This is a genomic window from Vreelandella xerophytica, from assembly GCF_968048975.1.
The window spans coordinates 1,528,094-1,543,400 of the sequence record NZ_OZ309106.1; the positions used below are offsets into that span (position 1 = coordinate 1,528,094).

Here is a 15,307-nt window from a genome sequence, read left to right on the forward strand (position 1 = left end):
GGGGCATTTTTTTGGACCGTTGGAAACCGTTGGCATCTTGAATGTTAGTACTTTAAGTATTAGCACCTTGAATATTAGTACCTTGAATATTTGCCACACTCACCACCCAAGAGTGAGTGACCTACGTAAGGGACGTTGAATGAGCACTGATCCGTCGCAAGACTCCTGGCCTAAAACGCTGCTCACCGGGGCGCAGATGCTGTTCGTCGCTTTCGGCGCGCTGGTGCTGGTGCCCCTTTTAACCGGGCTGGACCCAAGCGTTGCCCTGTTTACCGCAGGCGTGGGAACGCTGATCTTTCACGGTGTCACCCGCCAGAGCGTGCCGGTCTTTCTGGCCTCATCGTTTGCGTTCATCGCCCCCATTCAGGGCTCCATTGCCAGTTTCGGTGTTTCCGCCACCCTGGGTGGGTTGATGGCTGCGGGCCTTGTTTATACCGTTATCTCACAAATAGTTCGACTCAAGGGTACCGGCTGGCTGCATCATTTATTGCCGCCGGTCGTCGTGGGGCCGGTCATCATGGTGATCGGTCTGGCTCTGGCGCCGGTGGCGGTGAGCATGGCAACGGGTGAAACCAGCGACAACATAGCCTACGGTCAGGCGATATTTCTCTCCATGGCGAGTCTTCTGGTGACCCTGGTGCTGGCGGTGTTTGGTCGGGGGTTATTGCGGCTGATACCGATCATGGGCGGCGTGGTGACCGGCTATGTGCTGTCGCTGATCATGGGCGTGGTGGATTTCACACCTGTCCGCGAAGCTGCCTGGGTGTCTCTCCCTGCCTTCACCGCGCCCACGTTTCACTGGGCAGCGATTCTTTTCATGATTCCCGTGGCGATCGCCCCGGCGGTGGAGCACATCGGTGACATGGTGGCCATTGGCTCGGTCACCCGCAAGAACTACCTTGAAAAGCCCGGACTTCACCGCACGCTTTTAGGCGATGGCCTGGCCACCAGCGTGGCTGCTCTCTTCGGCGGGCCGCCCAACACCACTTACTCCGAGGTTACCGGGGCGGTGACCTTGACCAAGGCATTCAACCCCAAGTTCATGATCGTGGCTGCGGTACTGGCGATCATCCTGGCCTTCGTGGCCAAGCTCGGGGCGCTGCTGCAAACCATCCCCGGCCCGGTGATGGGCGGCATCATGACATTGCTGTTCGGCTCGATCGCGGTGGTGGGCATGAATACCCTGGTACGTGCGGGACAATCATTGACCGCGCCGCGTAACCTGGTGGTGGTATCGCTGATTCTGGTATTCGGTATCGGGGGTATGCAGTTTGGCGGTGGGCAGTTTATGCTTCAGGGGGTAAGCCTGGCCGCGCTGGTGGGTATTGCGCTCAACTGGGTGTTGCCGCCTGAAAAAGAGCTGGCGTGAGTGTTGGACTGAAGGGAGATTCCGTAATGCCGATTCAAACGGCGTTTCCCGTGCTGGGCGTGGCCGCCTGGAGTTCCACGGGTAAAACCACTCTCTTGACGAAGCTTCTGCCGCGGTTGCGCGAGGCGGGGCTCAATGTCGGGGTGATCAAGCACGCGCACCACGACTTCGATATCGACAAGCCCGGCAAGGACAGCTATCGGCTGCGCGAAGCCGGCGCTGCCCCCATGCTGGTGGCCTCTGCTCGGCGCTATGCGTTGATGCAGGAAACCCCCGGCCGGGAGGAGCCGGATCTTGACCATCTGCTTTCGCTCATGGCCCAGCACGCGCCGGATCTGGTGATCGTGGAGGGCTTCAAGGACTGGCCGATGCCGAAGCTGGTTCTCTACCGCGACGGTATTGGCGACCCGGCCATCGTGCAAAGCGAAGGGGTTCAGGCGGTAGCATTGAAAGGGGAGGCGCCGGAGGTCCTCGCGGCTTCTATCCCGCAGCTGAACCTTGATAACATCGACGACATCGCACGGTGGGTCATTCAGTGGTCCACCACGTCCTTTGACGACAGAAGGTAACGATATGCAGCTGACCCACCTCAATACTGCAGGTGAAGCCCACATGGTGGATATTGCCGACAAGGAGGTGTCGCGCCGGGAAGCGGTGGCGTCGGGCCGTATTGTCATGGCACCGGCCACGTTGAAGCTCTTGACCGACGGCGAGTTGCCCAAGGGCGATGTGCTGGCCACGGCACGCATCGCCGGAATCCAGGCGGCAAAGCGCACCCACGAGCTGATTCCGCTGTGTCACTCCCTGGCACTGAGCAAGGTCAGCGTGGATTTCGAGATCGACCTGGAGGCGGGAGCGGTAAAGGTGGAGGCGCTTTGCCGACTGAGCGGGCGCACCGGGGTAGAAATGGAGGCGCTGACCGCGGTCTCGGTGGCGTGTCTGACGCTTTACGATATGTGCAAGGCGGTGGACAAGGAGATGCGTATCGAGGCGGTTCAGCTCGAGAGCAAGCAAGGCGGCGTGCGGGGAGATTACCAGCGAAGCGCGGCCCCCATCGTGACTGGCGAAGGCACGCCGGGTGAGGTGAGCCTGGGAGAGCGCTGCGGGGTATCGCCTTGCGTGCGGGTGAAGTTTCTGGCCGAGCTTCGCGAACGGGTAGGGCAAAGCGAAATGTCACTGACGCTTGATCAGTTGCCCAGTCGCGACGTGGCGGGACTCAAGACCGCCCTTGCCGAGCGCGAAGCACGCTATGGCGTCTTGAAGGATCAACGCACTCTCTGCGCCATCAATCAGGTCATGGCCAACGATGCAGCACCCATCACCAACGAAGACGAGGTGGCATTTTTCCCTCCGGTCACGGGAGGCTGAATGAGTGATCCAATCATTACCGTGACGGTGCAGGAGCACGCGTTCTCGCTGGATGAGGGCTATGGCGCCACGCTGCGCAATCGTCAGGATATCGGTGCGGTAGTGAGCTTTACCGGGCTGGTGCGTGATTTCAATGAAGCCCCGGAGGTCACCGGGCTTACGCTCGAACACTATCCGGGAATGACCGAGCGGGCGCTGGGCGATATCGCCGAACAGGCCTGTGCGCGCTGGTCGCTTCAAGGGGTGGTGATCATTCATCGGGTAGGGTATTTGACGCCAGGCGACCCCATTGTACGGGTGTTGGTGGCAAGCGCCCATCGTCGCGATGCCTTCAGCGCCTGCGATTTCATCATGGATATCCTGAAGACCCGGGCGCCTTTCTGGAAAAAAGAGCATTCCACCCAGGGTAATTACTGGGTGAAGGAGCGCGAAAGCGATGAGCGCGACGCCGCGCGCTGGTAGCCCGTTTTATCCCCTACTCGAGGTTCTAGATGCTGTAGGGGGATTCGGTGGCCATGATCTGCAGATGAACTTCGGGCATATGCTGGCAGTGATTGCCCAGCCAGTGAATCAGGCTGGGCGTAAGCGCCTCGCGAAGCTCGGCGAGGGTATCGGCCTTGATTTCGTCAAGACGCTCGTCCAGCCAGTCGCTGAAACTCTCTTCATCGATAGGGCTCGCTCCGTTGGCATCCAGCATCAGCCGGCCGATGCGCTGCCAGCCGGTCTCGGAAGCGCACACCGGAAGCGCTAGAAAAAGCGTGCCACGGCGACTGCTGGCCGTCTCTGACGTTCCCAGGCCAGGGTGGGGGACCACGCTGTTTTGATCGACCACGTGGGGCAACTGCGGGTAGCGCGCCTCGACGCGCAGCCCCTCGTTATCCAGCATCAGCATATCGCCATTGACCGGGGCTAGTGGCGCCTTGATATCCAGCGTCTCGGCCAGTGCCTGGTGCGCCTGCTGGTGGGAAAGTTCGCCATGCACCGGCAACAGCGCTTGGGGTCTTACCCAGCGGTAGAGCGTCTTGAGCTCTTCTTGCGCCGGGTGACCGGTCGCGTGAAGTTCCGGATGATTGTTCTCGTCAAACAGCGTCACGCCGAGTTGAGAAAGACGTTTTTTCAGCTGGGCAATGGGGCGTTCGTTGCCGGGGATCATCTTGGCAGAGAAGATCACGTTGTCGCCGGGCTCCAGATCCAGGAAGGGATGGCGTCTCTGGGCCAGGCGCTGAAGCGCCGCGCGCGGCTCGCCTTGACTGCCGGTGGCAATCACCACTACTTCGTCCGCAGGCAGATACCCCAGATCCTGAGGGGGCACCAGGGCGGGGAAATCGTCCAGATAGCCAAGCCCGCGGGCCACGCCCACCATACGCTCCATGGAGCGCCCCATCAGGCTGACCCGCCGCCCGCTTTGTGCCGCCGCCTGGCCAATCGCCCACACCCTGGCCAGGTTGCTGGCAAAGCAGGAAACCACCACGCGGCCCTTGCACGTCTTCAGCGTACGGGCCAGGGCAGTGGCTACCTCGCCTTCGCTGCCCGCGGTGCCCGGCAAAGGGGCGTTGGTAGAGTCTCCCACCACTAGATCGAGCGGCGCCAGCGCCTGGAAGTGCGTGGGATTGACGCTTGGGCCGATCAGCGGCGAGGGATCGAGTTTCCAGTCACCGGTGTGCAGTACCCGGTAGCCGCCGGCCAGCATCATGATCGCGCAGCTTTCGGGAATCGAGTGGGTCATCATCAGGTAGCGCAGCGTGAACGGGCCCTGCTCCCGGGCTTCGTTGGGCTTGATCACGTGAATGGCGGCGCAGCTCAGGTTGTGCTCGGCAAACTTGTGACGTAAAAGCCCAGCGGCCAGCGGGGTGGCGTAAATCGGGCATTGCCATTTCGGCCATAGCCAGGCGACCGCACCGATGTGGTCTTCATGCCCATGAGTAATGAACAGCGCCTGAGGAGTAATACCCAGCTCCCCCAAGGTCTGGGTATTGGGCACCTGGAGAGGAGCGGAAGGCAGGTCCTGGCGGATCATCATGCCGCAATCAATGGCGATCCAGTGATCAAGATACCCATAAAGCGTCAGGTTCATTCCTATTTCACCACACCCGCCAAGCGGCAGTATGCGCAAGGGCGGACGGCGACGGGGACGAAGTTGAACGCGTGATGGATCCATTAATTTTGAACAGCCTGATAAGTAAGACTTTAACTATACGGTAAGCCGGGGGCGGCTAACAATCATAGCAATGCTCAAGTTCACTGCGTGCGTTACACTAGCGCCCCTGCAGGGCCCCGAGATCGGCAATCCGTTGAATCAGGTCAAGCATTTCCAGATCGTATATATATTGAGTGTATTTATGTCACATTATTACCGTCTAGTGGTTTCCTGCCCGGATCAAGTGGGCATTGTGGCACGTGTCTCGAGCTTTATCGCCCAGCACGGTGGCTCCATCACCGAGGCAAGCCAGCATTCGGACCTGCAAACGGGCCGGTTCTTCATGCGTTACGAGATTCTTGCCGACTCCATCGGCATGAGCGCCCTTGAACTCAAGGACGCCTTTTCACCGATTGCCCATGCCTTCGACATGCAGTGGGCGCTGGTGGATACCCAAAAGCGTCGCAACGTGGTGATCATGGTCTCCAAAGAATCCCACTGCCTGGTGGATCTGCTTTACCGTTGGCAGGCCGGCGAGCTTGACTGCAACATCGTGGGGATCATCTCCAACCATCCCGACATGCAAACGCTCAGCGAGTGGTACGACATTCCCTATCACCACATCGCAGTAAACCCGGCCAATAAAGAAGCGTCGTTTGACGCCGTACAGACCCAGATCGAAAAGCTCGGGGCGGACTGTATCGTGCTGGCACGCTACATGCAGATACTGCCCCCGGCGCTTTGCGAACACTACGCCGGCCAGATCATCAATATCCACCACAGTTTCCTGCCATCCTTCGCCGGTGCCAAGCCGTATCATCAGGCCTACGCCCGCGGGGTGAAGCTGATTGGCGCCACGTGCCACTACGTGACCGAAGAGCTGGATGCCGGCCCGATCATCGAGCAGGATATTCACCGGGTCAGCCACTGCCATACGCCCACCGATCTGGTGCGCTTTGGTCGTGATGTCGAAAAGTCGGTACTCGCCCGGGGGCTTCGCTGGCACCTGGAAGACCGTGTGCTGATCGACGGCAACAAGACAGTGGTCTTTGGTTAAAGGGCCACTTGATGAAAAAGAGGGCGCCACGGCGCCCTCTTTTATTGACTCGTCTTGAAGGCCTTCAAGCCATCAAAGCTTTTAACCCAGCGCCTGACCACTACCACCGCGAATCACCCCGACCCCTACACCTTCGATATCCAGATGCTGGGTGCGAAGGTCGATCTCGATAGGGGCGAAGTCGCTGTTCTCGGCCAGCAGCGTTACCTGATGACCGTCGCGCTTGAAGCGCTTGACGGTCACTTCGTCTTCCAGGCGTGCCACCACGATCTGCCCGTCGCGTACCCGCTCGGTGCGATGCACTGCCAGCAGGTCACCCTCCAGAATGCCGATGTCTTTCATGGAAAGCCCGCGTACGCGCAGCAGATAGTCGGCCTTGGGTGTAAAGTAATCCGCCGGCAGAGGGCAGTAACGGTCGATATGCTCTGCGGCAAGTATCGGACTGCCGGCGGCAACTTCACCGATGATGGGAAGCCCCTGGGCGGTGCTTTCAGCGGTGTCGTTCGCAGCAGGCGTCGTCTCGGAGGTGTCCGCGCCTTCCTGGCTGGGCAGGCGAATGCCCCGTGACGTATGACGAATGATGCGAATGGCACCTTTACGCTCCAGGGCACGCAGATGCTCTTCAGCGGCGTTGGGCGAGCGAAAGCCCAGCGCCTTGGCGATTTCCGCCCTTGTAGGCGGATAGCCATAGTCGTTCATCGTCTTGACGATAAAATCAAACACGTGTTGTTGACGTACTGTAAGAGGACGGGACATACCTGACTCCAGCGTAAAATGGGTAACTTAAATAGTGACTAAATTCATATGTGTTTAAGTATACAGTATGTTTCTCTGTCCAGTATATGACCCAGGCCACGGTTTATAAACCTTTCAGCGCCCTCCCGGGTCCAATCCAGCCTTTTTCTCGATTGAGCCCGACGCATGAATGGCCTACTATCGCGCGATGTTTTAAACACTTGTTTTCTGGAGATCGCCATGGCGCAATCTGATACGGTCACGCGTATTCTGGATACTGCGGAAGTACTGTTTGCCGAACGTGGCTTTGCCGAGACATCCTTGCGTAACATTACCAGCAAGGCGCGGGTAAATCTGGCGGCCGTCAACTACCACTTCGGTTCCAAGAAAGCGCTGATCCAGGCCGTGTTCGCCCGCTATCTCGACCCTTTCAGCCTGCGCTTTCACGAAGCCCTGGACGGGTTGCAGGCGCGTTACGCACAGGACCCCATCCCGCTGGAGGAGTTGCTGGAAACCATGGCCACCACCGTCTTGACGGTACCCGCCGAGCGCAACAGTCTGAAAGTCTTCATGCGCCTTCTAGGGCTTGCCTACAGCCAGGCGCAGGGGCATCTGCGCCGCTACATACAGAATCAGTACGGCGATGTCTTCACCCGCTTTACCGAGCTTGTTCGTCTGGCAACGCCGGAGCTCCCCGACGCCGAACGCTTCTGGCGTCTGCACTTCATGCTGGGCACGGTGATCTTCACCTTGTCCGGGCTGGATGCGCTTCGCGGTATTGCCGCGAAAGAGTATGACGAGCAGGTCTCCGTGCGCGATCTGGTTCGTCGGCTGCGCCCCGTGGTAGTGGCCGCCATGAACGCGCCGCTCCCCCAGGCTTTGGAGGTATCCAACCATGCCAACACCCAAACTGGCTGAACTGCCCCCGGTGGACGACCCCTGGGTAGAAATCGATATCGCCGCGCAGCGTCTGCGCTGCTGGCAGGGCAAGGCGGTGGTTTTAGAGTGCGCCGTCTCGACCGGTGAAAATGGCACGGGCCAGGAGGAGGGCAGTGGTCAGACGCCCGGCGGCTGGCACTACGTGCGCGCCTCCATTGGCGATGACCTGCCCCAGAACGCGGTATTTCGCGCCCGCCGCTGGACCGGCGAGATCTTTACGCCCGAGCTTGCCCGGGAGCATCCCGAGCGCGACTGGATACTCACACGCATCCTGTGGCTTTGCGGGCTGGAGCGCGGTGTCAATCGCGCCGGTCAGGTCGACTCCCAGCGCCGCTTTATCTATCTACACGGCACGCCGCCGGACGAACCCATGGGCGTTGCCGCCTCGCATGGATGTATTCGTCTGCGCAACGACGATCTGATGAAGGTGTTCGACTTCGCGCCACCGGGTACCGCCGTCTGGCTGCACAGCGGTTGCCCGGCGTGAACCGGCGCACCTTTCTCGATTGATTTTGATCGAACGGGCCGATCGTCTAGAATTAGCGCCCGTTTTGTTGGATCTATGCTAATGACGCAACCGCTAGGCCCGGTCATGCTTGACCTTGAAGGGCTCTCTATTACTCAAGCCGAGCAAGCGCTTTTACGCGACCCCGCAGTAGGCGGGGTCATCTTGTTTGCCCGCAACGTCGAAAGCGCCGGGCAGGTTCGCCGCCTTTGCCAGAGCATTCGCAGCCAGCGCCCCGAACTCTTGCTGGGTATCGACCAGGAAGGCGGGCGTGTTCAACGCATCAAGCAAGGGGTCACCCGCCTGCCGGCCATGGCGCGCATCGGCGAGGTTTACGCACATGACCCGGCAGCGGGTAGCCAGCTTGCCAACGATGCCGGCTGGCTTTTGGGAATGGAGATGGCGGCCTGCGGACTGGATATAAGCTTCGCCCCGGTACTCGATGTGGAAAGCGGGCTTTCAAGCGTGATTGGCGACCGAAGCTTCAGCCAGGACCCTGAGCACGTGGCCGAACTGGGCGGACGTTTCGTGCAGGGCCTCCACGAGGCAGGCATGGCCGCCGTGGGCAAGCACTTTCCCGGTCACGGCGGTATCGAAGCCGATACCCATCACACCATCGCCGACGACCCGCGACCCTTGAGCGAGATCAAGGCGCGAGACCTGGTTCCTTTCACCCGCCTGGCCGGCGAGCTGGACGGCGTGATGCCCGCGCACGTGGTGTACAGCGCCTTTGACAAGCGTCCGGCGGGCTTTTCGCCCAGCTGGCTTGGCATACTTCGCGAATCGCTGGGCTTCAAGGGCTGCATCTTCTCGGATGACTTGACCATGGCAGGCGCTCACCTGGCGGGAGAGCCCCGTGAGCGGGCCAGGGCAGCGCTGGCTGCCGGCTGCGACATGCTGTTGGTCTGCAACGACCGCAATGCCGCGCTCGAGATCACTGCCAGCTGCCAGGGGATCGAGAACCGGCGTATCGGCAAGCTTCGCTACGCCCGCGCCCGGCCGGACCTGGAAGCGCTATCGGCGCTCAAGCGGTGGCGCCGGGCCAACGCCAGGCTCAGCGAGCTGGCCGACTAGCCGGATACGCTTCCCATTCTTTGATATGCAGCCATGAGCGCCGATTCCTGGTCGGCGTTTTATCTTTTAAATACCTGAAGCCTTCACTGGCGGAGCCCAACCATGGCCAAACTGGATAAAAAAGCCCTCGAGTCGCTGGATTCAATGCGTGAACTGATGGAAAACGCCGACTGCTTGATCTCTCAGGATCAGGTAGAGCAGGCCCTGGATCGAATGGCAAAAGCCATCACGAAGGACCTGGGCGACAAGCTGCCGGTGTTCTACTGCGTGATGAATGGCGGGCTGATTACCACAGGGCACCTGCTGACCCGGCTGGGCTTTCCCCTGGAAGTGGATTACCTGCACGCCACCCGCTACCGCAACGAGCTGCGCGGCGGCGAGCTTTTCTGGCGCGTGTCGCCGGAGGTGCCCATGGCCGGGCGCCACGTGGTGATCATCGACGATATTCTGGATGAGGGTTCCACCCTGGCGGCCATCCTGGATTATTGCCAGCAGGCTCAGGCTGCAAGCGTCACCACCGCCGTGCTGGTGGATAAAAAGCACGACCGCAAGGCCGTGCCCGGGCTCAAGGCCGACTACTGCGGCCTTGAGGTAGCGGATCGTTACGTGTTCGGCTTTGGCATGGATTACAAGGGGTATTGGCGTAACGCACCGGGTATCTTCGCGCCGAAAGGTCTTTAAGGAGCGCGCTAACGGGGCGAAAAGCGCCGCACCAGGCCGGTTTCGGCAATCATGCGGGTGGAAATCTCCTCGATGGAGAAGCGCGTGGTATCGATGAACGGAATGTTCATCATCCGGTAAAGGGCTGCCGCCTGCTCCACTTCCTGCACGCACTGGTCGATCGAGCTGTAGCGGCTGGCGGGGCGGCGTTCGTTGCGAATCGCCGAGAGCCTGCGCGGATCGATGGTCAGCCCGAAGAGTTTGTGCCGGTGCGGGGCGAGCACCTTGGGCAGCTTCAGGCTGCCATCCTCGTCCAGATCGTCTTCGGTCAACGGGTAATTGGCCGCGCGAATGCCGAACTGAAGCGCCAGATAAAGCGATGTCGGCGTCTTGCCGCAGCGCGATACGCCGACCAGGATGACATCCGCTTGATCGTACTGGTGGGTGCGCGCGCCGTCGTCGTTGTCGAGGGCAAAGTGCACCGAGTGAATCCTATCCATGTAGATATCGTCGCTGCCAATGGCGTGGGTGCGGCCCACGCTGTAGGAGGAGTGGGTCTCGAGCTCCTGCTCCAGAGGCTCCAGAAACGTCGAGAAGATATCCACCTTGAAGCCTTGGGCCTTGCGGATGACATCGCGGATGTCCTGGTCGACGATAGTGTCGATGATGATCGGGCGGTGACCGTCGCGCTCGGCGGTAGTGTCGATCACCGCTGCCAGCGCCCGGGCCTTTTCAAGCGTATCGATATAGGGTTTGGTCAGCATGGTGATGTCCACCCCGCTGAACTGAGCCAGAAGGCTTCGCCCCAGGCTCTCGGCAGTAATGCCTGTTCCGTCGGAAATAAAGAACGCCGTGCGCTTCATGCCTGTCTCCCTCTCGACCATCGAAGTACGTGAAGCATTATTCTCCTTGCTTAATGAAACGAGCACAACGGCCAGCGCACGCCGGGCGCGCCCGACTACATAAAGTGGCTTGAAACAACGGTTGTTGTAAAAAACCTTCACTGGCTTCGCTGTTAGACTAATGGCGAATATGGAGAGGTGGTGATAGGGTGACACGCTCAATGAAATTGGCCGCCAGGTTTTACCGGCCCGCGCGGGTTGATGATAAAAAGGGGTGTTGCGTGCAAGAGTACATTCTGTGGTTCGATCAGCTAGGCATGAATGACGTCGAACGCGTGGGGGGCAAGAACGCCTCGCTTGGCGAAATGATCTCCAATCTTGCGGGCGCGGGCGTCACGGTACCCGGCGGGTTTGCCACCACGGCTCATGCCTACCGCGAATTTCTCGCCTTTGAAGGCCTCAATGACCGCATCAACGCGCTGCTGGCGCGCCTTGATGTCGATGACGTGAAGGCCCTGGCCCAGGCGGGGAGCACCATCCGTCAGTGGATCATCGACACACCCTTGCCGCCTGCCTTCGAGCGCGCCTTGGGTGATGCCTACGCCGCTCTGCAGGAGCGCCACCCCAACCTCAAGGCTGCCGTGAGAAGCTCGGCTACCGCGGAAGATCTGCCGGATGCCTCCTTTGCTGGTCAGCAGGAAACCTTTCTCAACATCGAAGGCTTCGACAACGTCAAGCGCGCCGTGCACGAAGTGTTCGCTTCGCTGTTCAATGACCGCGCCATCTCCTATCGCGTGCATCGCGGCTACGCTCACGAGAACGTGGCGCTCTCCGCCGGGATACAGAAGATGGTGCGTTCGGAAACCGGCGCTTCCGGGGTCATGTTTACCCTCGATACCGAATCGGGCTACCGCGATGCGGTCTTCGTCACCGCCTCCTGGGGGCTTGGCGAAACCGTCGTGCAAGGCGCGGTCAACCCGGATGAGTTCTATGTTCACAAGCCCACGCTTGAGGCGGGCCGCCCGGCGGTATTGCGCCGTACGCTAGGCTCGAAGCTGATCAAGATGGTGTACGGCGAGAGCGCCAGTGCCGGCCGGTCGGTGGCTACCGTGGATGTGCCCCTTGCCGACCGCAGCCGCTTTTGTATCAGCGATGCGCAGGTGATGGATCTGGCACGTCAGGCGGTCACTATCGAGAAGCACTACCAGCGGCCCATGGATATCGAATGGGCGCTGGATGGTGACGACGGCAAGCTCTATATCGTTCAGGCTCGACCGGAAACCGTGGTGTCCCAGCAGGAGGGGGGCAAGCTCGAGCGTTTTCACCTCAGGGAGAAGGGGCGCCGGCTGATCAACGGGCGCGCGATCGGCCAGCGTATCGGCCGCGGCACGGTGAAGATCGTGCTGAGTCCGGAGGAGATGGAAAAGGTCACCGACGGCGACGTACTGGTGACCGACATGACCGACCCGGATTGGGAACCGGTCATGAAGCGCGCTTCGGCAATTGTGACCAATCGCGGCGGGCGAACCTGTCATGCGGCGATTATCGCCCGGGAGCTTGGCATCCCCGCCGTGGTGGGCTGTGGTGATGCCACCACACAGCTGCGTGAAGGGATCGACGTCACGGTGTCCTGCTCGGAAGGCGATACCGGCAACGTCTACGAAGGGCTTCTCGATTATGAATGCAAGGTCTCAAGCGTTGACGCCATGCCCGAGATTCCCTTCAAGATCATGATGAACGTGGGCAACCCGGACCGCGCCTTCGGCTTTGCCGGGCTGCCGCATTCCGGCGTGGGCCTTGCTCGGCTTGAGTTCATCATCAACCGGATGATCGGCGTGCATCCCAAGGCGCTTTTAGAGTACGACCGTCAGACGCCGGATCTGCAGCAGGTGATCGATGTGCGTACCGCTGGCTACGATGATCCGGTCAGCTTCTACGTCGATAAGCTCGTCGAGGGCATTTCCACCCTGGCAGCGGCGTTCTATCCTCAGCGAGTGATCGTGCGTCTGTCCGATTTCAAGTCCAACGAGTACGAGAACCTCATCGGCGGCAAGCTCTATGAGCCCGGCGAGGAGAACCCCATGCTCGGCTTTCGCGGCGCCTCGCGTTACATCTCCGAGTCGTTTAGACCGTGTTTCGAGCTTGAATGCCGCGCGCTCAAGCGTGTGCGCGACGAAATGGGGTTCAGCAATGTCGAGATCATGGTGCCTTTTGTGCGCACCCCCACCGAGGCTCGTCAGGTCGTGGAGTTACTGGCGGACAACGGGCTGGCCCGCAACGCCGCCGAGCCTGATGGCCTGAAGGTCATCATGATGTGCGAACTGCCGGCCAATGCGCTGCTGGCGGATGAGTTCCTCGAGCACTTCGACGGCTTCTCCATCGGCTCCAACGATCTGACTCAGCTTACCCTGGGGCTTGATCGCGACTCCGGCATCGTCGCGCATCTTTTCGACGAGCGTAACGAGGCGGTGAAAAAGCTTCTTTCCATGGCCATCCAGGCGTGCAAGGCTAAAGGAAAGTACGTGGGTATCTGCGGGCAGGGCCCTTCGGATCACCCGGATCTGGCCAAGTGGCTGATGGAGCAGGGCATCGATTCGGTATCCCTCAACCCGGATGCGGTGCTGGAAACCTGGTTCATGCTGGCCGATGAAACCATCGGCTAGATCGCTCGATTTACCCCGCAGCCAATATGCGCCCGGCCATTGTGCCGGGCGCAGGCGTTTTATAGGCTACTTTTACAGATGAGTACGCGACTACCCATTCCCCTGTCGAGAAAACGCCGACGCGGGACGACTGGTATATTTCAGGAGTGATCATGCTGCCATTACGGGCGACGCTGCCCTTGACCGGCTTACTGCTGGTTCCGTTGTATAGCTTTGGATTTAGTTACGAGACACCCTCCGTCACCCCCGAGGTGGGCAGTGGTTACGAGGAGAAGCCTGGCTGGGCGAACGAGAAGTTCGCCGTCGCCGCCGCCAATCCGCTTGCCACCGATGCGGGCTATCAGGTGCTCAAGGCCGGCGGGAACGCCATCGATGCGGTCATCGCAGTACAGATGGTGCTGACGCTGGTCGAGCCGCAGTCCAGCGGCATCGGGGGCGGGGCGTTCTTGATGCACTTCGATGGCTCGGATATCCAGGCCTATGATGGCCGTGAAACCGCCCCCCAGGCGGCCTCCGAGACGCTGTTCATGGAAGGTGACGAGCCGCTGGCGTTCATGGATGCGGTGGTCAGCGGACGCTCGGTGGGCGTGCCTGGCACCCTGCGGATGCTGGAAACCGCTCACGCCGCCCACGGCCAGCTAGACTGGGCATCGCTTTTCATACCCGCCATTACCCTGGCCGAGGAAGGTTTCGAGGTTAGCCAGCGTCTTCACACAAGCCTTGCCGAAGACCCGGCGCTGCGCGATGACCCGCTGGCGAGCCGTTTTTATTATGACGAGGCGGGCCAGGCCATTGCCGTCGGAGAAACGCTGACCAACCCCGCGCTGGGCGCCATCTTGCGTCAGATAGCCGACGGAGGAAGCCGCGCGTTCTATGAAAACACTATCGCAGAAGACCTGGTCAGCCGGGTGCAGAATCACCATACCCGCCCGGGTGAAATGACCCTGGAGGATCTCAGCGGCTACGAGAGCGTGACGCGGGAAGCGATCTGTACGCCCTGGCAACAGTGGGATGTATGTGGTTTTCCGCCGCCTTCATCAGGACACCTGACCGTCATGCAGATTCTCGGCATGCTGGAACATCAGCCGATGATCGAGGCGCCCCTGGATAACGGCGCGGCCAGCAGCGGCTGGTTGCACCAGTTTCTGGAGGCTTCAAGGCTCGCCTTTGCCGACCGCAACCGCTACATCGCCGACCCGGATTTTGTCGACGCACCCGGTGGCGACTGGGCCTTGATGCTCGACCCGGAGTATCTGCAAAGCCGCAGTCGCCTGATTCAGGAGACCAGCATGGGCGACGCTGCCGAGCCGGGTAACCCCGGCGAGTTTGAAGTGAGCTACGCCAGTCAGCCTACCCAGCCCGAATACGGCACCAGCCACATCAGTATCGTGGATGAAGAGGGCAACGCCGTGGCCATGACCACGACCATCGAACAAGCCTTTGGCTCGCGCATCATGGCCGATGGCGGCACCGGCCTCTGCGGGGGTTATCTGCTCAACAATGAGCTGACCGATTTCGCCTTCGCTCCACAGGTCGATGGTGAACCGGTGGCCAATCGGGTCGAGCCCGGCAAGCGGCCGCGCTCGAGCATGAGCCCGACGCTGGTGTTCGATCACGAGAGCGGCGACTTTGTGGCAAGTCTTGGCTCGCCGGGTGGCGCAGCGATCATCCACTACACGGCGCGCACGCTCTTGGCCATGCGCGACTGGGGGCTGAGTGCCCAGGAGGCGCTGAACCTGCCTCATGCCGTTACCCTGGGCGGTGATGTATGGGTCGAGAAGGGGCGCTTTTCCGAGGCGACGATCGAGTCGCTCACCGAGCGCGGTCATGACGTCAGCGAGCGCGAGCTGACCAGTGGGCTGCAGGCGATTCGCCGCCTGGAGGATGGCACGCTCTTCGGCGGTGCCGACCCCCGGCGCGAAGGTGTCGTCATGGGTGAGTAATCAATACCCGCTTTG

Annotated in this window: 14 protein-coding genes; 11 read left to right on the forward strand and 3 right to left on the reverse strand. The window is 60.6% G+C overall.

Going from position 1 to position 15,307, the window contains the following annotated elements:
- Positions 1-139: 139 nt before the first annotated feature.
- From ACWF8S_RS07285 to moaE, 4 genes are read left to right on the forward strand one after another with little or no spacing between them, the layout of a single operon-like run.
- Positions 140-1,369: a uracil-xanthine permease family protein gene (locus tag ACWF8S_RS07285; RefSeq protein WP_447556188.1), complete on the forward strand. Its 1,230-nt coding sequence runs from the start codon at positions 140-142 to the stop codon at positions 1,367-1,369.
- Between the two features lie 26 nt (positions 1,370-1,395).
- Complete coding sequence (gene mobB, locus ACWF8S_RS07290) at positions 1,396-1,938, forward strand: molybdopterin-guanine dinucleotide biosynthesis protein B (RefSeq protein ID WP_447556190.1); 543 nt, start codon at positions 1,396-1,398, stop codon at positions 1,936-1,938.
- A 4-nt stretch (positions 1,939-1,942) separates the two neighbouring features.
- On the forward strand, positions 1,943-2,737 hold the full coding sequence (moaC, locus tag ACWF8S_RS07295; protein WP_447556191.1) for a cyclic pyranopterin monophosphate synthase MoaC: 795 nt from the start codon (positions 1,943-1,945) through the stop codon (positions 2,735-2,737).
- Positions 2,738-3,199, forward strand: coding sequence for a molybdopterin synthase catalytic subunit MoaE (moaE, locus tag ACWF8S_RS07300; protein ID WP_447556192.1), 462 nt, complete (start codon positions 2,738-2,740; stop codon positions 3,197-3,199).
- A gap of 25 nt (positions 3,200-3,224) precedes the next feature.
- Here the strand turns inward: moaE and ACWF8S_RS07305 are convergent, their stop codons facing one another.
- Complete coding sequence (locus tag ACWF8S_RS07305) at positions 3,225-4,811, reverse strand: ribonuclease J (RefSeq protein ID WP_447556193.1); 1,587 nt, start codon at positions 4,809-4,811, stop codon at positions 3,225-3,227.
- A 265-nt stretch (positions 4,812-5,076) separates the two neighbouring features.
- On the opposite strand from ACWF8S_RS07305, the gene purU reads away from it, so the two are divergent.
- The gene (gene purU, locus ACWF8S_RS07310; protein ID WP_447556194.1) at positions 5,077-5,931 is read left to right on the forward strand and encodes a formyltetrahydrofolate deformylase; all 855 of its coding nucleotides are present in this window, start codon (positions 5,077-5,079) and stop codon (positions 5,929-5,931) included.
- Positions 5,932-6,012: 81 nt separating this feature from the next.
- Here purU and lexA read toward each other — a convergent pair whose 3' ends face one another.
- Positions 6,013-6,687, reverse strand: coding sequence for a transcriptional repressor LexA (lexA, locus tag ACWF8S_RS07315; RefSeq protein WP_447556195.1), 675 nt, complete (start codon positions 6,685-6,687; stop codon positions 6,013-6,015).
- Positions 6,688-6,906: 219 nt separating this feature from the next.
- On the opposite strand from lexA, the gene ACWF8S_RS07320 reads away from it, so the two are divergent.
- The 4 genes from ACWF8S_RS07320 to ACWF8S_RS07335 all read left to right on the forward strand — a co-directional run bounded on the left by ACWF8S_RS07320 (position 6,907) and on the right by ACWF8S_RS07335 (position 9,865).
- Positions 6,907-7,584 carry a TetR/AcrR family transcriptional regulator gene (locus tag ACWF8S_RS07320; protein ID WP_447556196.1) on the forward strand — a complete coding sequence of 226 codons (678 nt, stop codon included), beginning with the start codon at positions 6,907-6,909 and terminating at the stop codon, positions 7,582-7,584.
- On the forward strand, positions 7,562-8,092 hold the full coding sequence (locus ACWF8S_RS07325; protein ID WP_447556198.1) for a L,D-transpeptidase family protein: 531 nt from the start codon (positions 7,562-7,564) through the stop codon (positions 8,090-8,092). Before ACWF8S_RS07320 ends, ACWF8S_RS07325 begins: the two co-directional genes overlap by 23 nt.
- A gap of 81 nt (positions 8,093-8,173) precedes the next feature.
- Positions 8,174-9,184, forward strand: a complete 1,011-nt coding sequence (gene nagZ / locus ACWF8S_RS07330) for a beta-N-acetylhexosaminidase (RefSeq protein ID WP_447556199.1) — start codon at positions 8,174-8,176, stop codon at positions 9,182-9,184.
- Between the two features lie 102 nt (positions 9,185-9,286).
- On the forward strand, positions 9,287-9,865 hold the full coding sequence (locus ACWF8S_RS07335) for a hypoxanthine-guanine phosphoribosyltransferase (protein ID WP_447556201.1): 579 nt from the start codon (positions 9,287-9,289) through the stop codon (positions 9,863-9,865).
- A gap of 8 nt (positions 9,866-9,873) precedes the next feature.
- Here ACWF8S_RS07335 and ppsR read toward each other — a convergent pair whose 3' ends face one another.
- Positions 9,874-10,707: a posphoenolpyruvate synthetase regulatory kinase/phosphorylase PpsR gene (gene ppsR, locus ACWF8S_RS07340; protein WP_447556202.1), complete on the reverse strand. Its 834-nt coding sequence runs from the start codon at positions 10,705-10,707 to the stop codon at positions 9,874-9,876.
- A gap of 260 nt (positions 10,708-10,967) precedes the next feature.
- Here ppsR and ppsA point away from each other — a divergent pair, with 260 nt between their 5' ends.
- Positions 10,968-13,349: a phosphoenolpyruvate synthase gene (ppsA, locus tag ACWF8S_RS07345; protein ID WP_447556203.1), complete on the forward strand. Its 2,382-nt coding sequence runs from the start codon at positions 10,968-10,970 to the stop codon at positions 13,347-13,349.
- Positions 13,350-13,501: 152 nt separating this feature from the next.
- Positions 13,502-15,292 (forward strand): gamma-glutamyltransferase, encoded by a 1,791-nt coding sequence (gene ggt, locus ACWF8S_RS07350; protein ID WP_447556204.1) that lies wholly within the window; start codon positions 13,502-13,504, stop codon positions 15,290-15,292.
- Positions 15,293-15,307: the final 15 nt, after the last annotated feature.

What these genes read in the sequence shown, in the direction of transcription:
- ACWF8S_RS07285 (WP_447556188.1), top strand. Translation starts at nt 140, where the DNA reads ATGAGCACTGATCCGTCGCAAGACTCCTGGCCTAAAACGCTGCTCACC.
- mobB (WP_447556190.1), top strand. Translation starts at nt 1,396, where the DNA reads ATGCCGATTCAAACGGCGTTTCCCGTGCTGGGCGTGGCCGCCTGGAGT.
- moaC (WP_447556191.1), top strand. Translation starts at nt 1,943, where the DNA reads ATGCAGCTGACCCACCTCAATACTGCAGGTGAAGCCCACATGGTGGAT.
- moaE (WP_447556192.1), top strand. Translation starts at nt 2,738, where the DNA reads ATGAGTGATCCAATCATTACCGTGACGGTGCAGGAGCACGCGTTCTCG.
- ACWF8S_RS07305 (WP_447556193.1), bottom strand. Translation starts at nt 4,811, where the DNA reads ATGAACCTGACGCTTTATGGGTATCTTGATCACTGGATCGCCATTGAT.
- purU (WP_447556194.1), top strand. Translation starts at nt 5,077, where the DNA reads ATGTCACATTATTACCGTCTAGTGGTTTCCTGCCCGGATCAAGTGGGC.
- lexA (WP_447556195.1), bottom strand. Translation starts at nt 6,687, where the DNA reads ATGTCCCGTCCTCTTACAGTACGTCAACAACACGTGTTTGATTTTATC.
- ACWF8S_RS07320 (WP_447556196.1), top strand. Translation starts at nt 6,907, where the DNA reads ATGGCGCAATCTGATACGGTCACGCGTATTCTGGATACTGCGGAAGTA.
- ACWF8S_RS07325 (WP_447556198.1), top strand. Translation starts at nt 7,562, where the DNA reads ATGCCAACACCCAAACTGGCTGAACTGCCCCCGGTGGACGACCCCTGG.
- nagZ (WP_447556199.1), top strand. Translation starts at nt 8,174, where the DNA reads ATGACGCAACCGCTAGGCCCGGTCATGCTTGACCTTGAAGGGCTCTCT.
- ACWF8S_RS07335 (WP_447556201.1), top strand. Translation starts at nt 9,287, where the DNA reads ATGGCCAAACTGGATAAAAAAGCCCTCGAGTCGCTGGATTCAATGCGT.
- ppsR (WP_447556202.1), bottom strand. Translation starts at nt 10,707, where the DNA reads ATGAAGCGCACGGCGTTCTTTATTTCCGACGGAACAGGCATTACTGCC.
- ggt (WP_447556204.1), top strand. Translation starts at nt 13,502, where the DNA reads ATGCTGCCATTACGGGCGACGCTGCCCTTGACCGGCTTACTGCTGGTT.